Source organism: Paenibacillus sp. EPM92 (assembly GCF_016586185.1).
Lineage (GTDB): Bacteria > Bacillota > Bacilli > Paenibacillales > NBRC-103111 > Paenibacillus_G > Paenibacillus_G validus.
In genome coordinates, this window is sequence record NZ_BCPS01000033.1 from 25,860 (window position 1) to 46,428 (window position 20,569).

24 protein-coding genes are annotated in these 20,569 nt (G+C 57.3%); 17 read left to right on the plus strand and 7 right to left on the minus strand.

The genetic code is table 11. The features are described from left to right. Positions 1 to 38 precede the first annotated feature (38 nt). Together dgoD and JMF85_RS06360 are read left to right on the plus strand one after the other, a co-directional pair. A complete protein-coding gene (dgoD, locus tag JMF85_RS06355) occupies positions 39 to 1,187 on the plus strand; it encodes a galactonate dehydratase (protein ID WP_127608602.1) in 1,149 nt (382 codons plus the stop codon). A gap of 185 nt (positions 1,188 to 1,372) precedes the next feature. Beyond that, on the plus strand, positions 1,373 to 2,176 hold the full coding sequence (locus tag JMF85_RS06360; RefSeq protein ID WP_201317920.1) for a serine/threonine protein kinase: 804 nt from the start codon (positions 1,373 to 1,375) through the stop codon (positions 2,174 to 2,176). Positions 2,177 to 2,187: 11 nt separating this feature from the next. Here JMF85_RS06360 and JMF85_RS06365 read toward each other — a convergent pair whose 3' ends face one another. Continuing rightward, complete coding sequence (locus JMF85_RS06365) at positions 2,188 to 2,376, minus strand: hypothetical protein (protein WP_201317921.1); 189 nt, start codon at positions 2,374 to 2,376, stop codon at positions 2,188 to 2,190. An 82-nt stretch (positions 2,377 to 2,458) separates the two neighbouring features. Beyond that, the gene (locus JMF85_RS06370; protein WP_127608600.1) at positions 2,459 to 2,677 is read right to left on the minus strand and encodes a hypothetical protein; all 219 of its coding nucleotides are present in this window, start codon (positions 2,675 to 2,677) and stop codon (positions 2,459 to 2,461) included. Between the two features lie 253 nt (positions 2,678 to 2,930). On the opposite strand from JMF85_RS06370, the gene JMF85_RS06375 reads away from it, so the two are divergent. The 3 genes from JMF85_RS06375 (at position 2,931) to JMF85_RS06385 (ending at position 7,380) form a co-directional block, all read left to right on the plus strand. Beyond that, complete coding sequence (locus JMF85_RS06375; RefSeq protein WP_236595755.1) at positions 2,931 to 4,847, plus strand: LTA synthase family protein; 1,917 nt, start codon at positions 2,931 to 2,933, stop codon at positions 4,845 to 4,847. Between the two features lie 156 nt (positions 4,848 to 5,003). Further along, complete coding sequence (locus JMF85_RS06380) at positions 5,004 to 6,323, plus strand: deoxyguanosinetriphosphate triphosphohydrolase family protein (protein ID WP_201317922.1); 1,320 nt, start codon at positions 5,004 to 5,006, stop codon at positions 6,321 to 6,323. A gap of 85 nt (positions 6,324 to 6,408) precedes the next feature. Further along, complete coding sequence (locus tag JMF85_RS06385; protein ID WP_236595756.1) at positions 6,409 to 7,380, plus strand: protein-glutamine gamma-glutamyltransferase; 972 nt, start codon at positions 6,409 to 6,411, stop codon at positions 7,378 to 7,380. A 90-nt stretch (positions 7,381 to 7,470) separates the two neighbouring features. On the opposite strand, the gene JMF85_RS06390 is transcribed toward JMF85_RS06385, so the two are convergent. Next, positions 7,471 to 8,172 carry a DUF1361 domain-containing protein gene (locus tag JMF85_RS06390; RefSeq protein WP_181410075.1) on the minus strand — a complete coding sequence of 234 codons (702 nt, stop codon included), beginning with the start codon at positions 8,170 to 8,172 and terminating at the stop codon, positions 7,471 to 7,473. Positions 8,173 to 8,351: 179 nt separating this feature from the next. Between JMF85_RS06390 and JMF85_RS06395 the strand changes: the two genes are divergently transcribed. From JMF85_RS06395 to JMF85_RS06415, 5 genes are all read left to right on the plus strand, one after another. Next, on the plus strand, positions 8,352 to 9,569 hold the full coding sequence (locus JMF85_RS06395; RefSeq protein WP_155614658.1) for an MGDG synthase family glycosyltransferase: 1,218 nt from the start codon (positions 8,352 to 8,354) through the stop codon (positions 9,567 to 9,569). Between the two features lie 201 nt (positions 9,570 to 9,770). Beyond that, positions 9,771 to 9,968, plus strand: coding sequence for a hypothetical protein (locus JMF85_RS06400; protein WP_201317924.1), 198 nt, complete (start codon positions 9,771 to 9,773; stop codon positions 9,966 to 9,968). An 80-nt stretch (positions 9,969 to 10,048) separates the two neighbouring features. Further along, positions 10,049 to 10,417 carry a hypothetical protein gene (locus tag JMF85_RS28630; protein WP_483874217.1) on the plus strand — a complete coding sequence of 123 codons (369 nt, stop codon included), beginning with the start codon at positions 10,049 to 10,051 and terminating at the stop codon, positions 10,415 to 10,417. After that, positions 10,363 to 10,581: an ATP-binding protein gene (locus JMF85_RS06410; RefSeq protein ID WP_201317926.1), complete on the plus strand. Its 219-nt coding sequence runs from the start codon at positions 10,363 to 10,365 to the stop codon at positions 10,579 to 10,581. The genes JMF85_RS28630 and JMF85_RS06410 overlap by 55 nt, the downstream gene beginning before the upstream one ends. Before the next feature lie 178 nt (positions 10,582 to 10,759). Further along, positions 10,760 to 11,374 carry a nitroreductase family protein gene (locus JMF85_RS06415; RefSeq protein ID WP_372814435.1) on the plus strand — a complete coding sequence of 205 codons (615 nt, stop codon included), beginning with the start codon at positions 10,760 to 10,762 and terminating at the stop codon, positions 11,372 to 11,374. Positions 11,375 to 11,453: 79 nt separating this feature from the next. Here the strand turns inward: JMF85_RS06415 and JMF85_RS06420 are convergent, their stop codons facing one another. Continuing rightward, positions 11,454 to 11,903, minus strand: a complete 450-nt coding sequence (locus tag JMF85_RS06420) for a DnaJ family domain-containing protein (RefSeq protein WP_164751867.1) — start codon at positions 11,901 to 11,903, stop codon at positions 11,454 to 11,456. Between the two features lie 218 nt (positions 11,904 to 12,121). On the opposite strand from JMF85_RS06420, the gene JMF85_RS06425 reads away from it, so the two are divergent. From JMF85_RS06425 to JMF85_RS06440, 4 genes are all read left to right on the plus strand, one after another. Further along, positions 12,122 to 12,592, plus strand: a complete 471-nt coding sequence (locus JMF85_RS06425; protein ID WP_127608594.1) for a cytochrome c biogenesis protein CcdC — start codon at positions 12,122 to 12,124, stop codon at positions 12,590 to 12,592. Positions 12,593 to 12,691: 99 nt separating this feature from the next. Further along, positions 12,692 to 12,949, plus strand: a complete 258-nt coding sequence (locus JMF85_RS06430) for a hypothetical protein (protein ID WP_201317928.1) — start codon at positions 12,692 to 12,694, stop codon at positions 12,947 to 12,949. A gap of 86 nt (positions 12,950 to 13,035) precedes the next feature. After that, positions 13,036 to 13,722, plus strand: a complete 687-nt coding sequence (locus tag JMF85_RS06435; protein ID WP_201317929.1) for a YidC/Oxa1 family membrane protein insertase — start codon at positions 13,036 to 13,038, stop codon at positions 13,720 to 13,722. 198 nt (positions 13,723 to 13,920) lie between these two features. After that, positions 13,921 to 14,595 (plus strand): GNAT family N-acetyltransferase, encoded by a 675-nt coding sequence (locus JMF85_RS06440; RefSeq protein ID WP_155614652.1) that lies wholly within the window; start codon positions 13,921 to 13,923, stop codon positions 14,593 to 14,595. Between the two features lie 172 nt (positions 14,596 to 14,767). Here the strand turns inward: JMF85_RS06440 and JMF85_RS06445 are convergent, their stop codons facing one another. The 3 genes from JMF85_RS06445 to JMF85_RS06455 all read right to left on the minus strand — a co-directional run bounded on the left by JMF85_RS06445 (position 14,768) and on the right by JMF85_RS06455 (position 16,518). Next, positions 14,768 to 15,145, minus strand: coding sequence for a hypothetical protein (locus JMF85_RS06445; RefSeq protein ID WP_201317930.1), 378 nt, complete (start codon positions 15,143 to 15,145; stop codon positions 14,768 to 14,770). A gap of 531 nt (positions 15,146 to 15,676) precedes the next feature. Continuing rightward, on the minus strand, positions 15,677 to 15,880 hold the full coding sequence (locus JMF85_RS06450; RefSeq protein WP_201317931.1) for a hypothetical protein: 204 nt from the start codon (positions 15,878 to 15,880) through the stop codon (positions 15,677 to 15,679). An 83-nt stretch (positions 15,881 to 15,963) separates the two neighbouring features. After that, positions 15,964 to 16,518 (minus strand): small multi-drug export protein, encoded by a 555-nt coding sequence (locus JMF85_RS06455; protein WP_054798371.1) that lies wholly within the window; start codon positions 16,516 to 16,518, stop codon positions 15,964 to 15,966. Between the two features lie 215 nt (positions 16,519 to 16,733). Here JMF85_RS06455 and JMF85_RS06460 point away from each other — a divergent pair, with 215 nt between their 5' ends. From JMF85_RS06460 to rnhA, 3 genes are read left to right on the plus strand one after another with little or no spacing between them, the layout of a single operon-like run. Beyond that, on the plus strand, positions 16,734 to 17,585 hold the full coding sequence (locus tag JMF85_RS06460) for a glycosyltransferase family 2 protein (protein ID WP_127610416.1): 852 nt from the start codon (positions 16,734 to 16,736) through the stop codon (positions 17,583 to 17,585). Between the two features lie 23 nt (positions 17,586 to 17,608). Next, positions 17,609 to 19,429, plus strand: a complete 1,821-nt coding sequence (gene recQ, locus JMF85_RS06465; protein WP_230876106.1) for a DNA helicase RecQ — start codon at positions 17,609 to 17,611, stop codon at positions 19,427 to 19,429. Between the two features lie 43 nt (positions 19,430 to 19,472). Beyond that, positions 19,473 to 20,138 carry a ribonuclease H gene (gene rnhA / locus JMF85_RS06470; RefSeq protein ID WP_054798373.1) on the plus strand — a complete coding sequence of 222 codons (666 nt, stop codon included), beginning with the start codon at positions 19,473 to 19,475 and terminating at the stop codon, positions 20,136 to 20,138. Positions 20,139 to 20,569 lie beyond the last annotated feature (431 nt).

Sequence of the window (20,569 nt, forward strand, 5' to 3'; positions counted from 1 at the left end):
CAGCCGATATTCCCCATATAGAGAAGAGGAGAGTCACAATGAAAATTACAAAATTAGAGCTGTTCAAGGTTCCGCCGAGATGGCTGTTTCTTAAGGTTGAGACCGATGAAGGCATTACCGGCTGGGGCGAGCCCGTCGTGGAAGGCAAGGCGGACACCGTCGCTGCGGCTGTAACGGAAATGAGCGAGTATTTGATCGGTCAAGATCCGATGCGGATCGAGGATTTGTTTCAGGTGCTTTATCGCGGAGGATTTTACCGGGGAGGACCGATTCTTTCCAGCGCGATCTCGGGGATCGAGCAAGCGTTGTGGGATATCAAAGGGAAATTCTACAATGCCCCCATCTACGATCTGCTGGGAGGGGCTTGCCGCGACCGGACGCGCGTTTATTCCTGGATCGGCGGAGACCGCCCGAGCGACGTGGGTGCAGCGGCTAAACAGCAGGTTGAAGCGGGCTTTACGGCTGTGAAGATGAATGCCACCGAAGAGATGCACTACATCGATTCGATTGGTAAAGTGGAAGCGGCGATCGCCCGTATCGCCGCCGTGCGCGAAGCGGTCGGGAAGGAAGTCGGCATCGGAATCGATTTCCACGGGCGCGTTCATAAGTCGATGGCCAAAATTATCGCCAAGGAGCTGGAGCCGTATCGTCCGATGTTCATTGAGGAGCCGGTACTGCCGGAAAATAACGAGGCGCTGAAGGAAATCGCCCGCTACACCTCCTGCCCGATCGCTACGGGCGAGAGAATGTATACGCGGTGGGGCTTTAAGGAACTGCTGGCACAAGGAATCGTCGACATTATTCAGCCGGACCTGTCGCATGCCGGAGGCATTCTGGAAACGCGGAAAATCGCTGCGATGGCAGAAGCTTACGACATTGCCGTAGCTCCTCACTGTCCGCTCGGTCCGATCGCGCTTGCCGCTTGCCTGCAGCTCGATACGTGCTCGCCTAACGCCTTTATTCAAGAGCAAAGCCTGGGCATTCATTATAATCAAGGCAGCGATTTGTTGGATTATTTGAAGGATCCTTCCGTCTTCGCCTACCAGGACGGCTTTGTCCGAAATTTAACCGGACCGGGCTTAGGCATTGAGGTCAATGAAGAGAAAGTAAGAGAAATGGCGGCCATCGGCCACCAGTGGCGGAATCCGGTCTGGAGGCAGGAGGACGGGACGGTCGCTGAATGGTAATAGAAGCAAGGCCAATACGATAAAAGAGAACCGCTTGGCGATGATGAAGCCAAGCGGTTTTTTGGCGAACCGGGGGAGGTGTGGCTACAGGTAGGTATACGCTGCAGCGGTTTTGAGGGATTCGCCGTTTTGGTGTACGCTAGGAATAGGAATTATTTCGATATCGGGCGACCGGAGGAAGACCCATGATCCGTTATTTACGCCAGGTGTACCAGGCTTGGATTGATTATCCGCTGCGTGCGGGACATCGACTGCAAGGACGCTATGAAATTGTCCGGTTTCTCGGCGAGGGAAGCTACGGGCTCGCTTATTTATCCACGGATCGGCAGACGGGGGAGCGGGTCGTCGTCAAGCAGTCGAAGCCGAGCAAGCGGGGTCTCGGCCGGAAGCTGCTGCGCCGGGAGCAGGAGGCGCTTCTCGCGCTGACGCACCCGAGCATTCCGAAGTGCCGCGGTCTGTTTGAGGACGGTAAGCGGTTATTTCTCGTCACCGATTGGATCGACGGCGCGACAGTGGAGGATCTCATTTTCGAACAGCAGCGGGGCTTCTCGGAATTAGAGAGCTTGGCGTTCATTGCGCGGCTGCTGCCGGTCGTCAGGTTCGTGCACGAGCGTGGCTGGGTTCATCTCGACCTTCGCATTCCGAACGTGATGGTGCGGGACGGGACTTACGTGCTGATCGACTTTGGACTGGCGCGGCGGATCGGAGATACGGAGGGGCTGGAACCATTCTCAAGCGAGGAGGAGGAGCGTCGGCGCCTGCCGGACGTGAAGAGCGATTGGTATGCGATCGGTCATTTTCTGTTATTCCTCTTGTACTCCGGTTATGAAGCGCAAGAAGGACAGCCTCCGGGCGAATGGCACGAAGAGCTGTCCTTATCGATGGCAACCGGGCGATTGCTCCGGCGGTTGCTGCGGCTGGATGAGGCTTATGAGAGCGACGCGGCGCTCATGCAGGATGTCGAAGCGGCGATAGCCGCCTTAACGTAACGATCGAAACGTCAGGAACTGGAATAAAATTTCTTCTTGTAGTATTGGTGTCCGTAAGAATTGCCGCGACCGGAAGAGTACGACGACGAATGTTTGAGAGGGCCTGGACGATGGTAACGATTCGAGCTGCCGCCGCGGTAATGAGGACGTTTCGAATGCAGCACACTGTTTGCGATTTTGCGTAAAATATGCTTAAACATTACGTTTCCTCCTTTAGCTAATGATACCTGTAACTACGGAGTGGGCGGTTGAAAGTTTCAGGAACGGTTCGATCTCCACCGTTTATTTGAGTCCGGGAAATCGCTTCTCCATCACTTGAAGCAGCTCCAGATAGCTGTCGCGGAGCTCCGTTATGGTAATCAGTTCAGGGGTGTTTCGAACTTCGTGTTCGGAATGCCCCTTTATGATGCCGTCAAGGCCGTTGTAATTAAATTGTAAATCTTTATAGGTCTGATCGAGCTTCTCCAGGATGACGCCGATTAACGGTTGGTATTGCTCCATAGCCTTGTCACTCCGTTCTTCTTAGACATTCGCTTGCATACTTGAACGTAACATATCCACACGCAGTGGCGCAAATAGGCTGTGGACCGGACGAAATATTTGTCGATTATACGCGAAAGCCTATGCGTCCTGAGAACCATTTTTTAACTTTCAGCTTATTTTCAGCTGGTTTTAAGATTTCATGTTTACAATGTCTTAACATGAACTGCAAATATGTCCGCCGCGTGAGCGGGCCGATAGGAGAGTGATCTGGGTGCGTCCAACCGTGATACAAGGACGAACGAAGTCACCCCGTCCCGCCAAACGGCGAATGGTGAACCCCGTTATTGTAGCCGCGGCGCTGCTGATCGTGCCGGTGCTGCTGGTTGTCGGGATGGAAGTGCTTCACAGGGGGTCTCTGCATGAAACAGGGACCTGGATGGCGTCTCATCCGAAACTGGCGCTATTGAACGGGCTGCTGGCCATGCTTGTTTTCTTATTCCTGTACGGCTTGGTCGGGCGGCTGTTTATGGCCGCGGGCTTAAGCGTGCTGCTGCTTTCTATGGTCGCCTTAATCAGTTATTTCAAGAAAAAGCTGATCGGCGAGCCGTTTTTTCCATGGGATATTTTTTTGAATAAAGAAAGCATGAATATACTGCCGCTTGTGACGAGCAGGGAAGCCGTTCTGCGGCTTGCCCTCGTGTTCGGCACCGCTATCGCCTTGTTCGCGATCGGCAAGGCCATGCCGCGAATGTCGCCGCGATGGCTGACGCGTCTGACGTTAGTGGCGGTTTGCGGCTTCGGGCTTTACGCTTTCGGTACGCGGGCGGCATGGCTTAATGCGCTGGTGGATCGTGCCGGCATGAACGAGATCGTCTGGAATCAGCAGGAAAATTACGGGGAGAACGGGCTGGCGCTCGCGTTTACGATGAATGTCAAAAACACGATCGTGCCGCGGCCGCCTGGCTACAGTGAATCGGCCATGGCGGGCTTGGCCGACAGCTTGAATGAGCTGGTCGGCGCGCCCAAGGCAAAGGCCGCATCGCAAACGCAGAAGCCGAATGTGATCTTCATCATGAACGAAGCGTTCTGGGATCCGACGCTGCTCAAGAACGTAAAGTTCAGCGAAGACCCGCTGCCGACCGTTCATCGTCTGCAGAAGGAGATGACAAGCGGCTTCCTGCTGTCGCCGCAATTCGGAGGCGGCACCAGCAATGTGGAGTTCGAGATCCTGAGCGGCCAGTCGATGAGCTTCATGCCCGCGGGATCGGTTCCGTATCAGCAATATATCAGCAGGCCGCTGCCGAGCCTCGCGAGCTACTTCAAATCGCAAGGCTACGCCAGCACGGCCATCCATTCGTACGAGCGCTGGTTCTGGAACCGGGAGAACGTGTACCGGTACATGGGCTTCGATGAATTTATCAGCAAGGAGGGATTCGACAATCCTGTCAACAAAGGCGCTTTTATAGCCGATGACGAGGTGTCCCGCCGGATCATACAAGAAGTTGAAGAGAACGAAGAGCCGACGTTTATTTACGCGGTCACCATGCAAAATCACGGTCCTTACGATGATAACCGATACGGCGACAATCCGATCAAGACGGAAGGCTTGCAGACCGCCGAGGCCAAAAATACGTTGGAAACTTACGTGCAGGGCGCAAGCGATGCCGACCGCAGCCTGCAGCTGCTGATCGATCACTTCGAGCAGTCGGATGAGCCGACGGTCATCGTGTTTTACGGTGACCATCTGCCGATGCTGGGGTACGATTACGACGTGTACGCGCAAGCGGGGTTCGTCTCGACCGGACGTTCCGAGCAGTGGTCGCTTGAAGAGTTGAAAAGCATGCATAGCGTTCCGTTCGTCATGTGGACGAACGAAGGGCTGCCGAAGGAGCACGTGCCGACGCTCAGCACCTCGTTCCTCGGCGCCTATGTGCTGAATCGCATCGGGCTGGAGCTGCCGGCCGCGTGGGCATACAACGCCGAACTGGCGCAAAAAACGCCGGGGCTGCTGCGCAATCTGGTCGTCGATTCGAGCGGTCAGCTGTATGCCGAGGTGCCGCCTTCCGTGCAGGAGGACGTCGAGATTTACCGCGAGCTTCAGTATGACGAGATGTTCGGCCACCAGTATGTGGCCAAATATTTGAGCGAACTGATGGCGGCGCGAGCCGCTCCTTCCTCGGGGGGCTGACCGGTAACTTTCAAGCAGCGGACAGCCGCCTTCCCGCCGGGGCGGGTCCGTCCTTTCTCTCCATGGTGCAAATGTGATACAATTTGCAAAAATCGGTCCGGTTCCAGACGAAGAGAATATCGGGAGCGAATCGGCAGGCAACTTGGGGGGAAGACCATGGATTTGCGTAAGTTCCGACTGGATGAACCGGCTCAGGGCACGTTTAGCGAAGAACGGGATGAATATGAGCGAGATTATGCGCGGCTGATCCAATCGCCGGCTTTTCGCCGGCTGCAGGGAAAGTCTCAAGTGTTCGGCGCCGGAACGGGAGACTATTACCGGACGCGGCTGACGCATTCGATCGAAGTTTCGCAAATTGCGCGGGAGACCGCGCGGCGCATGAACAAGCAGTATCCGTTCCTGGAGCGGAAGGAGCATCCGGGTTTGATTTTGGACCCGGCGGTCGTAGAATGCGCTTCGCTGGCCCATGATTTGGGTCATCCGCCGTTCGGGCATAAGGGCGAAGAGGTGCTCAACCATCTGCTCAAGGAGTCTTATGGGCTCGCTTACGAGGGGAACGCGCAAAACTACCGCATCCTGATGTTTCTGGAGAAGCGGGCGGGCAGCGGCAGCGGTCTGGATTTGACGGCGGCCGTGCTGCTCGGCATCAACAAATATCCGTACAGCCTCGAAGAACCCGGCCGTCTGAAGGGCGTGTACGTGATGGAATGGACGGACGGTATTCGCTATATTCGCGACCGCTGGAACATGCCTGTCGGCTGCTCGACGCTGGAGGCGCAGCTGATGGATTTGTGCGACGATATCGCCTACTCGACGCATGACATCGAAGATGGGATTCGCGCCGGTAAAATCCAGATGAACCGCACGTTCTTCGAGGACGACCGGTTGGTCGAGCATCTGGTCCAGGAGATTGTGAACGACCGGGGCAACTATGAGGTCGGCTGGGATCAGGTGGACATTCCGGACATGGTGAAACGGGTCTTGACCGACTATTTGGCCCAGTGGGAGACGATCTACGCGGCCTGCGACCGCGAAGCGTCGCGCACCCGGCGGGAGATGAAGGCGCGGTGGGTCAGCACGTTCGTCGGCAAGGTGGGGATCATCGACGATCCGGTCAAAGGCTGGAAGAAAGTGACGTTCGTGCATGAAGGCAGGCAGGATCTGGAACTCCACCGCACGATGGAGATTCTGAAGAAGCTGGCTTGGGTTACCCTGATTAAGGACTTCCGGGTACAGCGGCTGCAGAAGCGCAGCGAAATCATGATTCGCAGGCTGTGGGACAGCTTCATCGTTCCGGAGAACGGCCGGTTGATTTTGCCTCCGGACTGGTTGGAAAACTATGAGCGACACCAATCGAGTTGGTCGTGGCCCCGGCTCGTCGCCGATTATATATCCGGCATGACGGATGCATACGCCGAGAAGGTGTACGCAGAGCTGTTCGCCAGCAAGTCGGGGTCCATCTACGAGATGGATTAATTCGGGGGCGCGAGGCCTTTTCGCCGCCTCTTCCGCATAGAATGTACAAGATGCATTCGCCGTAAGGGCGGAGGGGGGGATGGTGTTGATTTACATTCAGGGAGAACCGATATCGCCGTTTCATATCGTGTCGAGTGAGTTGGAGCAGAGTATTCTTCAGCAGAAGCAGCTGAGCCGGACGCCGTATTATTATGCGTCGTTCGAAGAGCTCCGCTTTGAGCTGCGCGTGCGCGCAGCGATCGTGCATGCAGCGCTTATGCTGGGGGAAAGCGGAGCCGCGTTCGATACGTTTGAGAATTCGCGCTGCAACGAACGTTTCTGGACCCTTGATATGAAGGGCGGCTTTAGGTTGAAGCCTACGGTTCATCCGTCGGATGCGATCGAAGATATTTATATTCACGGTCACTTCTACGCATTCGAGTGTGCGATGGGGATCGTAGTCGTGCTGTACAAGGCGGTGCTCGATATTATCGGTCGGGAGCAGTTCGATCGATTTTTCGACCGCCTTTATCTATATTCATGGCATCACGATGCGGACTTGAAGCTGATCACGGTGCACGCCGAGGGGGAAGGGATTCCCGGGGACGTTCAGTATTTCAAGAATCCCGAGGTACATCCCGAGTCGATGCAGTGGCAAGGCGTGAACGTCATCGTGATGCCGGGCGGCAGATACTTCGGGCATGGAACCGGCGTATCCAGTGCGTGGTTCATCATCCGCCTGCTCAACCGTTACCGGATTCCGGGAGCGCAGATCAGTGCTTATCTGATGGACGAAACGACATTCCCCAATTTTAAATATTTGCACCAGCTGGCGAACGGTAACGCAGCCGGCTTAAGGGAGCCGTTGTCAGTTGGACCGGGCACCATCATGGGGCCCGGGGGCTTGGCGCCGCCGGACGGTGGCGCCGGCGCTGGCTTCGGCGCTGCCAGAATCGGTCAGGGCTTTGGCGGCGAGGCCGCAATGGGCATGGGGCCAGCCTCGGACGGGGCCGGCACGTTCACGCATACGTATCGGCTGGAAGCCCGGATTGGTTCGCGGACGCATTTATACGGATAAGCGGCGGGGCGGGCGAAGCTTGCTCCCGGATTCGAAGCGGGAAGCTGTCCGCCTTTTTCCTCCGCGAGTACGAAGAGGCCGCGCGGGCCTTCACAACCGTGAACTTGCATGCTTCGCGCTGCTCATCAGAAGGTAAACCATGGCGTACACCGCGAAGATGAACAAGCCGAACATACCGCAAAACAACAGCGCCTCCGGATGGAGGCTATCGACCACGGACCGCCCGATCGAAGCGGGGTTCGTGAGCAAGTCCCAACTGTTCAACCGGTATTCGCGTCCCAGCAAGATGCCGTAAGCGCTCAAGAACGAGACGAGCGCGGCGCAAACCCAGGAGACCTGCGATGATGTCCGAACCCGAAGGATCGCGTGCCATTGGTGCATCGAAACGGCGCCCAGCAGCAGGCCGTTCCAAGCGAACAGCATGATGACCATAAAGTCGTTCCAATACGAAAAACCGAGGCCGAGATGGCCTTCCGCTGTGTAATTGCTTTTCAAAATGGTTAAATGAATCATATCGGTTACGATATAAGGAGCATTTGGCAAAAACAGTATCCACACGATGCCGATAACGGTCAAGGCGAGCCGAGGGACGGATGTGGACCGCTCGTGCAGGATGGCGGCGACCGACGACAATACATAAGGAATCCAGGCCAGAAATAAGTTCCAGATCAAGAAATCGTAATACGTGTTCTGATTGAATAGGCGGAGCAGCGCGTACACGACGACGCAGACGACAGACAGCAGCGCCAAGCCCGCAAATCGTTTGCCGGATGCGAGTAGTTTCATTCTCATCGAATTCCTTTCCGTGTAGAAGTGACCTAAGCATACCATACCCGGAAACAGAGATACCAGAATTTACCTTCAAGATGCCAGGACGTGAAATATCTGGTATTGTAGGGGTAAGAACTTTTAACCTGTAGTCTGTGAAAGTCAGTGAATCCAAACAATGGGAACATGCAGGAGGCGTAACCATGTATACGAAAAATCAGCTTCCAGCTCCGGTACGCGCGTTAATTTTGGCAGGCGACCTGGGCGACGGACACCGGCAAGCCGCCCGTGCGCTGGCGCAAGGCTGCGGCAGGCCCGATTCTCCCGTGCAGGCCGAGGTTATCGATTATATGCAAGAGATCTACGCCCTCCTGCACCCAGTCATTCGATACTGCTTCTTGAAAGGTGTAGAGAAGGCTCCTTCGCTCTATGGCTACTTTTATCGCAAGTCCCGCATGAACGAAGAGATGTCGCTGTTCTCCAAATCGTTCTTGAAGCTGGGAATGTCTAAGCTTCTTGGGCTGCTGCGCGACCGTAAGCCGGATGTGGTGATCTGCACGTTCCCGCTGGCGTCGGCCGCCGTGTCGCTGCTAAAGGCGCAAGGACTTGCGTCCGTACCGCTCGTGACGGTAATTACGGACTATGCCGACCACGCGTTATGGGTGCAGCCGCATACCGACCTGTATTTGGTCGGCTCGGAGCATGTGGCCCAGGCGCTGTATCGCCGCGGCATTTCCAGCTCTTGCGTCAGCGTGACGGGCATTCCGATTCGGAAGAGCTTCTTCGAGCCCGGAGATAGGGAGACGTTCCGGCGGCAGCTCGGTCTGGACCCGCTCAAGCCGGTCGTCTTGGTCATGGGCGGCGGCTGCGGGCTGATGGGCAAGGATATGCGCGCCTTGCTGCGTTCGGAGGCGCTGCGGCTGCGGGCTCAGCTTGTGTTCGTCTGCGGCAGCAACGCGGCTGCCAAGCAGTCGCTCGAGGAGGAACTGGCGCTCAAGCCGACGCCCTCCGTTCGGATCGTGGGTTTCGTGGAGGATATTCACCGCTGGATGGGAGCGGCGGATATGCTGCTGACGAAGCCGGGCGGTTTGACGACGTCCGAGGCGGTGGCGATGAAGCTGCCGATGCTGCTGTATAAGCCCATTCCCGGCCAAGAGGAAGAAAATGCGGCGGTGCTCGAGGGGGCTGGCGTTGCGATTCGCGCGTCCAAGGAGCGTAAGCTGCTCGATCAGGTGCTCGAGCTTATCGATTCGCCCGGGCTGCTTGCGACCATGCGCCAGCAGGCGGAACGGTTTCGCTGCGAGCAGCCGACGCAGCGGGCGTGGGATGCGATGTTCCGGCTGCAGGCGGGACCGTATGAGGGCTCGCCCGCTTGGCCGGCGGTGGCATCCGTGCGGGAGTCTGTCCGGGAAGCTTGGTAGCCGTGCGGGCGTGAAGCGGTTAGGTCCCGCGCGGCGGACCCTGGAAGAAGGAGCCGATGGAAGTTCAGAAGGCCTGAATGTTGTTTCATCAACATCGGCGTGCTGATTACATTGGCGTTTCTGTTGAAACTGGACTATACATACATATTCCGCCGGTTCCGAGGGTTTGAACGTATTTCAGCAAGAGGGAGGTCTGCCGCTTTGGCAGGCTTGTTTGTATTTGGCGGCTGGTTTCACCGTCATCAAGGCTCCTTCCGCAAAAAAGTGCCGATAACCCTGCTGGTGGTCAATTTGATTAACGCGATTCATCTTTCGATCTTCGGGTCGCTTATTCCCGATCACCTTGCCGCTCGGCATCGTGTTGAGCGGTTTTTTCGTAGGAGCAGAAAGAAGAGTTAGAGCAGGCGAAAAAGGCGCTGAAGGAAAAGGCGCGCTAGCTTACCTTGGCGTCGCGTAACAAATCGGAATATCTCGCGAACATGTCACACGAGCTGAAGACGCCCCTGAATAGCATCATTGCCGCTGTCGCAGCTGATGGAAATTCATACGGAGGAAGTCAGTGTATCGGAAATTCCCCGAATTTTGCAGCACCAGTTCCATGGGAGGCGGAGCGAAAGGGGATCGCGTTCGAGGCGCGGGTGGCGGACGATCTTCCCGATTTGTTACACGGACGGGATCCGGGTCAATCAAATTTGCGCAACCTGCTGTCTAATGCGTTTAAGTTTACGGCGTCGGGCCGTGTACTGCTGGCGATATATTGGGCCGAAGAGGATCGGCCGGAACCGGATCGGAGGTGGATCGCTTTCCAGGTCCGGGAATTGGCATTGCCGAGGGCAAGCAGCGGTTAATCTTCGAGGCGTTCCGCCAAGCGGACGGCTCCATCAGCCGGAAATACAGCGGCACCGGGCTCGGGCAGTCCATCAGCTTGGAGCTGGCGAAGCTGCTCGGCGGATACTTGTCCGTATTCAGCCGGGAGGGGCAAGGCAGTACGTTCATGCTATACTTGCCCTGATCAGCCTAGTGGAGCAACCCATGACTTCGTTTGAAGGCATGTTTTTTTATGTCTTTTTACCAAAATATAAGGGAAGATGTAATATATATTAACTTTACTAAAGTAAGATGATGATGATAATATAGTTAAACAGATAAATATCAAAGGAGTGGATTCAGATATGAGTCAGCAAGTGGAAGTGAATACGGAAAACCGATTCTCCGCCGAGCAGTTTTTGACCTCGCGACGTTCGGTGCGTCAATACCAGAAAGGGTTGGTGCTGTCCGACGCCGAGCTGAACGAAATTCTGGAGCTCGCTTCGCGCGCTCCGTCATCGTGGAACTTACAGCACTGGCGTTACCTCGTAGTGCGCGAGCAAGCCAATAAAGAGAAGCTGCTGAAAATCGCGTTCGGTCAACAACAAGTGGCTGATGCCGCGGCTGTTATTATCGTGTTAGGCGATCTGGAAGCGAATAAGGTGACCTCGAAGGTGTACGAGAAAGCGGCGCCGGAAATTCGCGATTTGATGGTGAAGCAAGTCGATGGCGCTTATGCGAACAATCCGGGATTGGCCAGAGACGAGGCGATTCGCAACGCTTCGTTGGCCGCCATGCAGCTGATGCTGGCTGCCAAAGCGAAAGGGTATGATACGGTGCCAATGGGCGGATACAATAAGGATGCCCTAATCTCCGAATTCCAAATTCCCGACCGTTATGTGCCGGTTGTCATGATTCCGATCGGGAAAGCCGAGAAGGAAGGCCGGGCAACGGATCGATTGCCGCTCGAGCATCAAGTTATTCACGAGCGTTTCTAACTCTCCCCGTATCCCGACGAAAAAGCGAAGCCCCGCCGGCTCGCGTGGTTCGATATCCGAATCACGCGGCCAGTGGGGCTTATTTGACGTACCATCGCTGATACTGCTCCCTAACGTTATGCCGGCTAATCAGATGGCGGTGCAGCGAGCGGCTGGGAGCAAGCGCGTTCAACTCGATAATCTGCTTGTTCAGCTCGGACAAAAGCGCATCGATTTCCGGAGCCGCCGGGGTTTTATCCAAGAGCTGGATCACTTTAGCCATATTCGAACCGATTTCCTTCCTCAGCATGATCCACGGTGGATCTACATTCGCATTGCGCAGAATCGTATCCAGAACGTCGTCGGTAGGAACGACAAGAGGCTTCCCTATTCCCGCGAGGCGCTCCAAGCCCCCGTTCTGAACGAATTGCTCGTATGCGTCGTTGGCCCAGCCTTCCTTCTGCCGCTCGATCGAATCCATGGCGTCGCGGTTCTCGAGCACGTCTCTCGGCTGCCGTGCGGAGCGCGCTGCGTGTTCCTCTTTGTCCATGTCCATACCTCCCGTCCCTTGGTATCTCTAGCGTAATGATACCTGGGCTCCGGGTCAAGTGACAGGTTTTCAAACAACCTGCGGAACGGCGGAACTGGAATCGGGCAAGGGAGGGAGATCTTGGGAGAGTCGTCGCCTATTCATTTTTGTGCTAAAATATTAGATGGTAAAGCAATGATCCGTGACGGTATATTTACTTGGCGAAGAGGAGGCTCACGATGGAGCTGAATACGGTGTTTATTATGGTGATTGCAGCCGGGCTCATTCTATGGCGAAGGATGCGCGCAACCTCCCGTCCGGTTAAGGGCAAAGGCTATCGCTTGCTGCTGCCGCTTCTCTTCTTGGCGCTAGGCCTTACAGGGCTTCTGAATCCGGAGCTGCACCTTACCGTGAAGGAAGTCGTGCTATCGCTGCTGTGCGGGGCCGTTTTGTCCATTCCCATGATTCTAACCACGAACTACGAAAGGCGGGAGGACGGACTCATCTATCCGAAAAAAAGCGCCGCTTTCGTTGTTGCCCTCATCGGCTTGATCGCGCTCCGCCTGGGTTTGCGAAGCTATTTGTCCGGACTTGACCCGACGGAGCTGGCGATGCTGTTCTATTTAATCGCGGTTGCTTATGTCGTGCCTTGGCGGGTCGCCAGTTTTGTGAAGTTCCGCAAGCTGTATGCCCTGCGGCAAGCGGAATAGCGCCTTACGTGGGGCTGGAGGCAGGGACGGTCACCGTGTGAAACCTGAATCCGGCTTGCACGTAAATTCATGTTGCATATAAGAAAGGGGGGATGAACGATGGAATGGTCTATAGATCTTACGGTGCTCATGCTGGTTCTCGGCTTGTCCGCGCTGCTCGTGCTGCCGCGTCCGGAATTGGCCCAAGTCCGGTTGCCTTACGGCTTGGTACAGCCGGTCGATTGTGCGCTTGTGCTGAAGTCGCATAACCGCTCGTTGAAAAGTTTGCGTACCGTATTCGTTCGTCGCAAAAGACCGCCCCGTTCCTCCGAATGCTCGGACTCTCCGTGCTCCCGGTCTGAATCGGTTAACGATTGACACGTTGAGCCTGTACGTCTCAGGACGGCCGGACAACGTTATTCCGTGCACCCTGAGGGTGCCGATTCATAGGGAGCGATGGGCTTATGTATACTTGGTTTCAACCGATCATCGCCGTGCTTGCACAGGCGTTATCTTATTTGCACACGTTTACTCACGATTGGGGAGTATCCATCATATTGCTGACGCTGGTTGTCAAAATGGCGCTGTTCCGTTTCAATCTCACCGCGGCACGTCAGCATATCCGCACGGCGGCCATGGGTCCGCATTTGAAAAAGCTGCAGCAAACGCATGCCGCCAACCCGAACCGGCTCATGCAGGAGTCCGGCAAGCTTTACCGCGAGCATGGCGTCAACCCGTTTGCGCAGATGGGCGGTGTCCTGCTGCAGCTCCCGGTTTTAAGCGCGATGTACGGATTGTTCCTGACGCACGGAAGCGCGATGAGTTCGCTGCTTGTTCCATGGGTGTCCCATTTGGCACTGGCGGACCCGCTGCACGTCCTGCCCGTCCTTACCGGTCTGATGACGTTCGTGGTCAGCCTGATTCCTTTGACGGAGACGGCCGGTCCTGCGCCGGGCAGCGGGAAACGCGCGATGCTCGGAATCGTGCTCATGCTGATTCCGCTGCTGGTAACGTGGAGAGCGCCGATCGCCCTCGGCCTGTACTGGATGGCCGGCTCTGCCTTCGGCTTGCTGGAGCGGCTGCTGTACCGCACGGCCTTCGGCAAGCGGCTACTGCGTAAAGGGACGCCCGAGCCGGCTCAGGCGTCGTAACCCCCGCCCTGAACCGATGAGCGGCCGGGCTTGTACGGCATCGCTCATCGGTTCTAACGGGCAACCCGCCTTGGCGGCTTTTAACGGCTTGTTTGTGATTCCCTTCGCCGAGGGCATGCTAGGATGGGGATGCAGCCCCGACGGCGTTGACGAAGGGGACGCAAACAGGTAAGCTGTAGCTAAAAAGGAGGGATCGCCTTGGATTACCATCGCATTACAAATATCGCCGACCCGTATTTTCGGCAAATGCACGAACTGATGCAAACCGTGTTTCCACCGGAGGAAGTGCTGGCCTACGATCTGTGGGCGGAGCCGCTGCAGGATCCCGGAATCCGCGTGTTTGTAGCCATCTTGGACGGTCAGGTCGTCGGAGCGACCGAGTACCGCTACTATGCCGACATGCAGGTGGCGATGACGGACTTTACGATTATCGGTCGCGACGGTCTTGGCATCGGGCCGTTCTTGGCGCGCCGCCGGATGGCCGATCTTCGTCAGGTGGCAGCCGAGGCCGGAGGGAAGCTGAAGGGGATGTTCGCCGAAATTTATAACCCGGCGTTGTCCGAAGGGCTGGAGTTCGGCGGCGTGAAATCGATGAATGCTTACGTGCGCCGTGAAGTGCTGGCACATCTCGGCTACCTGAAGCTGGATCTCGATTATGTGCACCCTTCTTGGCAAATTGACGGCGAAGCCGTACACGGCCTGGACTTGTGCTTTATGCCGATCGACGACGCGGACGCGGATGCAGTTCCGGCTTCGCTGGTGGCCACGTTCCTGGAAACGTACTACGCAGTCTTGACCGAGAAGCCGGACGCTTGGTACCGTATGGTAAAAGGCCTGCGCGAGCGCGACTCCGTTCGCTTGCTGCCGATCTAGAGGGGCGCTGCCCAAAGAAATGGAAATAGCGGAACAGGGGTATCTTATTTACGTCGAATCCGTGCTTGTAGCACGGCATTTCGAGGAATAAGGCATCCCTGTTCCGCTATTTTTGTACGGTTGCGGCGAAATGCTGAAATAGCGAATCGCTGTTCCGCTATTTCGGCGTCGGTCAAAGCTGCTCGCCTTGGCGCAGCGCGGCATCGGCTTGCTCAAGCTCGTCGAGCGCTTTCTCCAAGCCGTAGTTCAGAAGCAGCGTGCGGAACCCTTTGCCGTGGTTCGCCGCGAGCTTGGCGAGCCGCTCTTTGAGATCCTTGCGGATATATACGCTATCCTTCTCGTGCGTTTCGTTGCGTTTCTTTTTCTTCAAGCGTCTGCCTAGCAGGCGCTGCAGCCCGTCGTCCTTGCCCAAGGCCTGCGTACCCGCACCGGATTCATCAGCCAGCGAAGACGACGCGCTCATATTAGCGGGTGCCGCGTCGTTTGCCGGCTCCGCCGCCGGCAGGACCGCTTCCGCTTCGGTCTGCGCTTCGCTTGCGACCGGCGGCATAACCGCCGCTTCCTTGGTCAGCGCAGCGGTCTCCGGCGCACCGGCATCGGCCGACGGCGTCTCCGGTGCCTGAGCAGCCGCGTTCGCGGCCGGCTTGCGCGGTGAGGCCGCGCGGGTTCCGCGCCCCGGCGCACCGGCATCGGCCGACGGTGACTCCGGTGCCTGAGCAGCCGTGTCCGCGGCCGGCTTGCGCGGTGAGGCCGCGCGGGTTCTGCGCCTCGGCGCCCCGACATCGGCCGACGGCGACTCCGGCGCCTGAGCAGCCGTGTCCGCGGCCGGCTTGCGCGGTGAGGCCGCGCGGGTTCTGCGCCTCGGCTCGCCGACATCGACAGACGGCGACTCCGGCGCCTGAGCAGCCGTGTCCGCAGCCGTGGCTTCGGTCTCCTGAGGCGCGTCGGAACTAACGGGCAGTTCTTTTCTTCTTCGCGGCATGGGCAAGAGCCTCCTTGGTTCATCGATAGTAAGCCTATTTTATCATAGTGCCCTTGCCGGAATATAGTGTCAGTCTGCGTCCTCCGGGACATGGAAGCTCTATTCGCCGGAATTGCCGCCGGCCAGTTCCCGTTTCGCCTTATGCAGCGCTTCGATCACCGTATCGAGCTCTTTCGGCGTCCAGCGCAGCGTCACGTAACGGGGACGGTATCCGCCGCTGCTCGTTTCCAGCATGACCGAGCTCTTCTCTTGGTCCACGACAAGCGTCAATTGCTCCGATTCAAAAATCGTCTTCCAAGCCATAACTACCATCCTCCCGGCTGTATGCTACATATGACAGATTCCGTACGGTCGCAAAATTATCCTGCATCTCATTTAAATTTAACCTAGGATTTCGGTTGAAACCAACCGATGAACTCCAGCCCGTAGACCGAGCCGACGGCGAGCAGAACCGTCCATAACGCAAGGCTGACGGTCATCCACAGCAGGACCCAGCGCGGAGAAGAGCCGAAGGTAAGCGCGAGCAAGGCGGCGATATCCGTACCAACGATGGCGGGAGCGGTCAAAGCGAGCCCCGGAATCCCGTACCGTTCCCAGATGCGTTTGGCGCGGCGGTGTTTCTTCGATTCGGCGGTTGTACCGGCTGAAGTTGGAGTTGCGGTCTCCGCTGCCGTGCCGCCTGATTGCGCGGCGGCCAAAGCGGCTTTGCGCGCTCGGCGTTTCGTTCGCCAAGCCGTGAATTGACGGAAAAACAAGGCGATCAGCAGCACGGGGATCCAATTGCCGACGAAGCCGGTGACCGCTACAGCTGTCGGATTCAACCCCCAGGCAATGCCTAGCGGCACGACCAGGAATACTTCCAGCCAGGGCGCGGCTGCAAGCAGGAACAGGGCGGCGTACTGCCAGGCCGTTCCCCATTCCGGCGCATTCATTTCCAACATGTTTTATTCCTCCTCAAACTTGCCTGTGTTTCTTTTTCTACGCGGCTAACGGACGAAGGTTCCAGGAGGAGGACGCGGAACGGGAGTAGGTTCGTCGCAGGGAAAACGGTGCCCGCAAGGGAAAGCAGCGTACGGGAAGATGTTCGGTTTTCCTTTTGCCTATTTTTCGGTATAGTGAACGTAGGATGTTTTTCTGGAAAGGCAGGGGAGCCGCTATGGAGCAACAGCCGCTCGTATCGGTCGTTACGCCGACCTACAATCGGCCGGGGACGCTCAGCGAACTGCTGGAATCGTTGAGCAGGCAAACGTATAAACGGCTGCAAATCATTGTGGTGAACGACGCCGGGGAGCCGATTGAGGAAGCGGTCGGTCTCTACCCCGAGCTCGATGTCACAATTGTGAATATGGAGAGCAACGGGAAGCATGTCGCAGCCCGGAACCGGGGGTTGTCTGAAGTCCGGGGGGCGTACATTTTGTTGTGCGACGATGACGATTTGCTGCTGCCGACGCACGTGGAGCGGATGGTGCGGGAGATCGAAGATTGCGATCTGGTTTATTCGGACGTGGAAATTTTCGACTATGTGGAGGAAGAGGGCGTCCGCCGGGCGACGAGCCGCTTTGTGTTTGCGTATGAGCATGATTTGGAGGCAATGCGCCGATGCTCGACATTCGTTTCTTCCGGCTGTCTGTATCGGCGCGAGCTGCACGACAGGCTCGGTCCGTTCGACGAGGGGGTCTATAATTACTGGGATTGGGATTTCATCTTGCGGGCATCGGCTCATTATCGGGTGAAAAGGGTGCCGGTCGCAAGCGTGCTGTATGCCTTCGGGCAAAGCGGCGGCAATATGTCGCGGGACGCCGGGTCCGATTCACGGCGCGATTATTTGAACAAGCTGTCGGTCAAGCACGGCCTGGGCGAGCTGCCGACGGAAAATTTCTTTACGCTGCTGGATAAGCCGGAGATGAAGGCGCGGCGTGCGGCCACGGACGTCTTGTGGGACGGGGAGCCGTTCGTTTCGCGTTGGGCGAGCCTGCGGCGTAAGGGCGAGGGGGAAGTTGAGGCGTGAGTTCATGGAATCCGGGTCCAGATATGCGGGTGGAGGAAACCTCCAGCATCCCGGTGTCCCGCCGTATGGCGGAGGCACGCGAGCTGCTGCGTAAATATTACGGATATCCCGATTTTCGGGAAGGGCAAAAGGCGGTTATCGCGAGCCTGCTCGAAGGGCGCGATACGCTCGGCATTATGCCGACCGGCGGCGGGAAGTCGATCTGTTACCAAATTCCCGCCCTGATGATGAGCGGGACGACGATCGTGATATCGCCGCTCATCTCGTTGATGAAGGATCAGGTGGACGGGCTCGACAGCATTGGCGTACCGGCCGCTTATATTAACAGCTCGCTGACCTATGCGCAGGTGGAAACGCGTATCCGCAAGGCGGCGCGCGGCGAATATAAGCTGCTCTATGTCGCTCCCGAGCGGCTCGAGTCGGAGCGTTTCCTCGATTTACTCGGCGAGCTGACCATTCCGATGGTCGCGGTCGACGAGGCGCATTGCGTGTCGCAGTGGGGACATGATTTTCGCCCGAGCTATATGCGGATCAGCGAGCTGGTGGCGCATCTGCCGGGGCGTCCGCAGCTGGCGGCGTTCACGGCGACGGCAACCGATCAGGTGCGTGAGGACATCGTCCGGCACCTGAAGCTGGAAGCGCCGGGGGTGTTCGTCACCGGCTTCGCCCGCGAGAACTTGTCGTTCACCGTGGTGAAGGGCGAGAACAAGCGCGACGTGCTGACCGGGTACATTCGCGCTCATGCGGGAGAAGCGGGGATCGTGTACGCGGCGACGCGCAAGGAAGTCGACCAGCTGTGCGAGTTTTTGAAAAAGCAGGGCGTGGCGGCCGGGAAATATCATGCGGGGATGACCGATAAAGAGCGCGCGGAGGCGCAGGAGCAATTTCTCTACGACGAAGTGCGCGTCATGTGCGCAAGCAATGCGTTCGGAATGGGTATCGACAAGTCGAATGTGCGGTATGTCATTCATTTCAATATGCCGAAAAACATGGAGGCTTATTACCAGGAGGCGGGCCGCGCCGGACGGGACGGGGAGCCGAGCGATTGCTTGCTGCTGTTCAGCCCGCAGGACATTCTGATCCAGAAGTTTCTGATCGAGCAGTCGGTTGCGAGTCCCGAGAGGCAGGCCCAGGAGTACCGCAGGCTGCAGCAGATGGCGGACTATTGCCATACGCCGCAATGTCTGCAGCGGTACATCGTCCGCTATTTCGGCGGGGAGCTGGAGCAGGATTGCGGACAGTGCAGCAACTGCTCAAGTCCAGATATGGAGATGACGGACATTACGCTGGAAGCGCAGCAGATTTTCTCCTGCGTACGGCGGATGCGGGAACGGTTCGGGGTGACGCTGGTCGCTTCGGTGCTCAAAGGGTCGAGGAACAAAAAGGTGCTCGATTTCGGCTTCGACGAGCTGAGCACTTATGGGTTGATGAAGCAGCGGACGGAGAAGGAAATCGTCGACCTGATCCAGCTGCTTGTCGCCGAAGGGTATTTGCAGCTGGCCGAAGGAAAGTTCCCGACCGTCAAGCTGTCGTCCAAGGCGGGCGCCGTACTGGCCGGGACGGAACGCGTCGTGCAGCGCATTCGGGTGAAACCTGCGGCGGCTGTCGTCCAGGACGCGGAGACGGAGCTGTTCGACGAGCTGCGCAAGCTGCGCTCGGAGATCGCGAAACGCGAGGGGATTCCGCCCTACATCGTTTTCCCGGACAGCACGCTGCGCGAGATGTGCGGCGTGAAGCCGACGAATCCGGCGGCCATGCTGAAGATCAAGGGCGTCGGCGAGGCGAAATTTTTCAAGTATGGGGCGTATTTTATCGAATTTTTCAAGCGGCATCTGGGGCAGTAGCGGGTAGGCCAAGGAGCGATCAGAATAGGAGGACGGTTGCAGGGTGGCGAAATCGAAATTTTATGTCGTCTGGGAAGGCAAGCAGCCCGGCGTTTACAAGACGTGGGCGGAATGCCAGGCGCAGACGAACGGATATCCGCAAGCGAAGTTCAAGTCTTACGAGAGCGAGGAAGAAGCGCGCAAGATGTTCGTAGCCGGCTGGAAGAAGGCGTTCAGCACGGCGGCGAAAGCGGCTTCGTCTGCAGGAGGCAAGGGCGGCGGCCGGGCATCCGGAGACGCAGTGGGAGCTGACGACGTCGGCGTGCCCGACCTCGACAGCCTGTCGGTCGACGTCGGCTGCAGCGGCAACCCCGGCATTGTGGAGTACAAAGGCGTATACACGCGCACAGGGGAGATCGTGTTTCAACACCCGCCGATCTCGAAAGGCACCAATAACATGGGCGAGTTTCTCGCGATTGTGCACGGGCTCGCCCATTTGAAGAAAATCGGCAGCGCGATGACGATCTACAGCGACTCGATGACGGCGATCAGTTGGGTGCGCAAGAAGGCGGCTGCCTCCACGCTGCCGCGCGACGCGTCGACCCGGGAAATTTGGGAGCTGGTTGACCGTGCGGAAGCTTGGCTGCGCAACAATACGTATTCGAATCCGATTGTGAAGTGGAATACGAAGGCGTGGGGCGAGATTAAGGCGGACTACGGGCGGAAGTAATGAGTTTAGGCTGACTCCAGCGCTCGCAAATCAAGCCCAATAGCGGAACGAGGGTGCTTTATTTTGCGCTTGCGAGCCTAGTTAGAAAAATAGCGGAACCACGAGGTCTTATTTGTCTCTTTCCAGGGCGATCGCCGGGAAAGGGGGAATAGCGCATCGGTGTTCCGCTATTTGTTTTGTCTGCGCGAGAAGCTGGTAACGAAAGTGAATCGTTGTACCAGCGCGCGCTATTGCGCTCGCACTGTCTCAGTCAGCCATCCATCCGAGTCGCTTGCCCAGACTGCTGCAGCCAGCCAACCGAGTCGCGAGCCTCGGCTGCCGCCTGCGATTATTGCAGCGGTTCCACGCGCTCTTTCATATACACCGACGGCGAGGCGCCGGTCAACCGACGGAACGTGCGGTGGAAATACGACGTGTCGCAGTAACCTAAG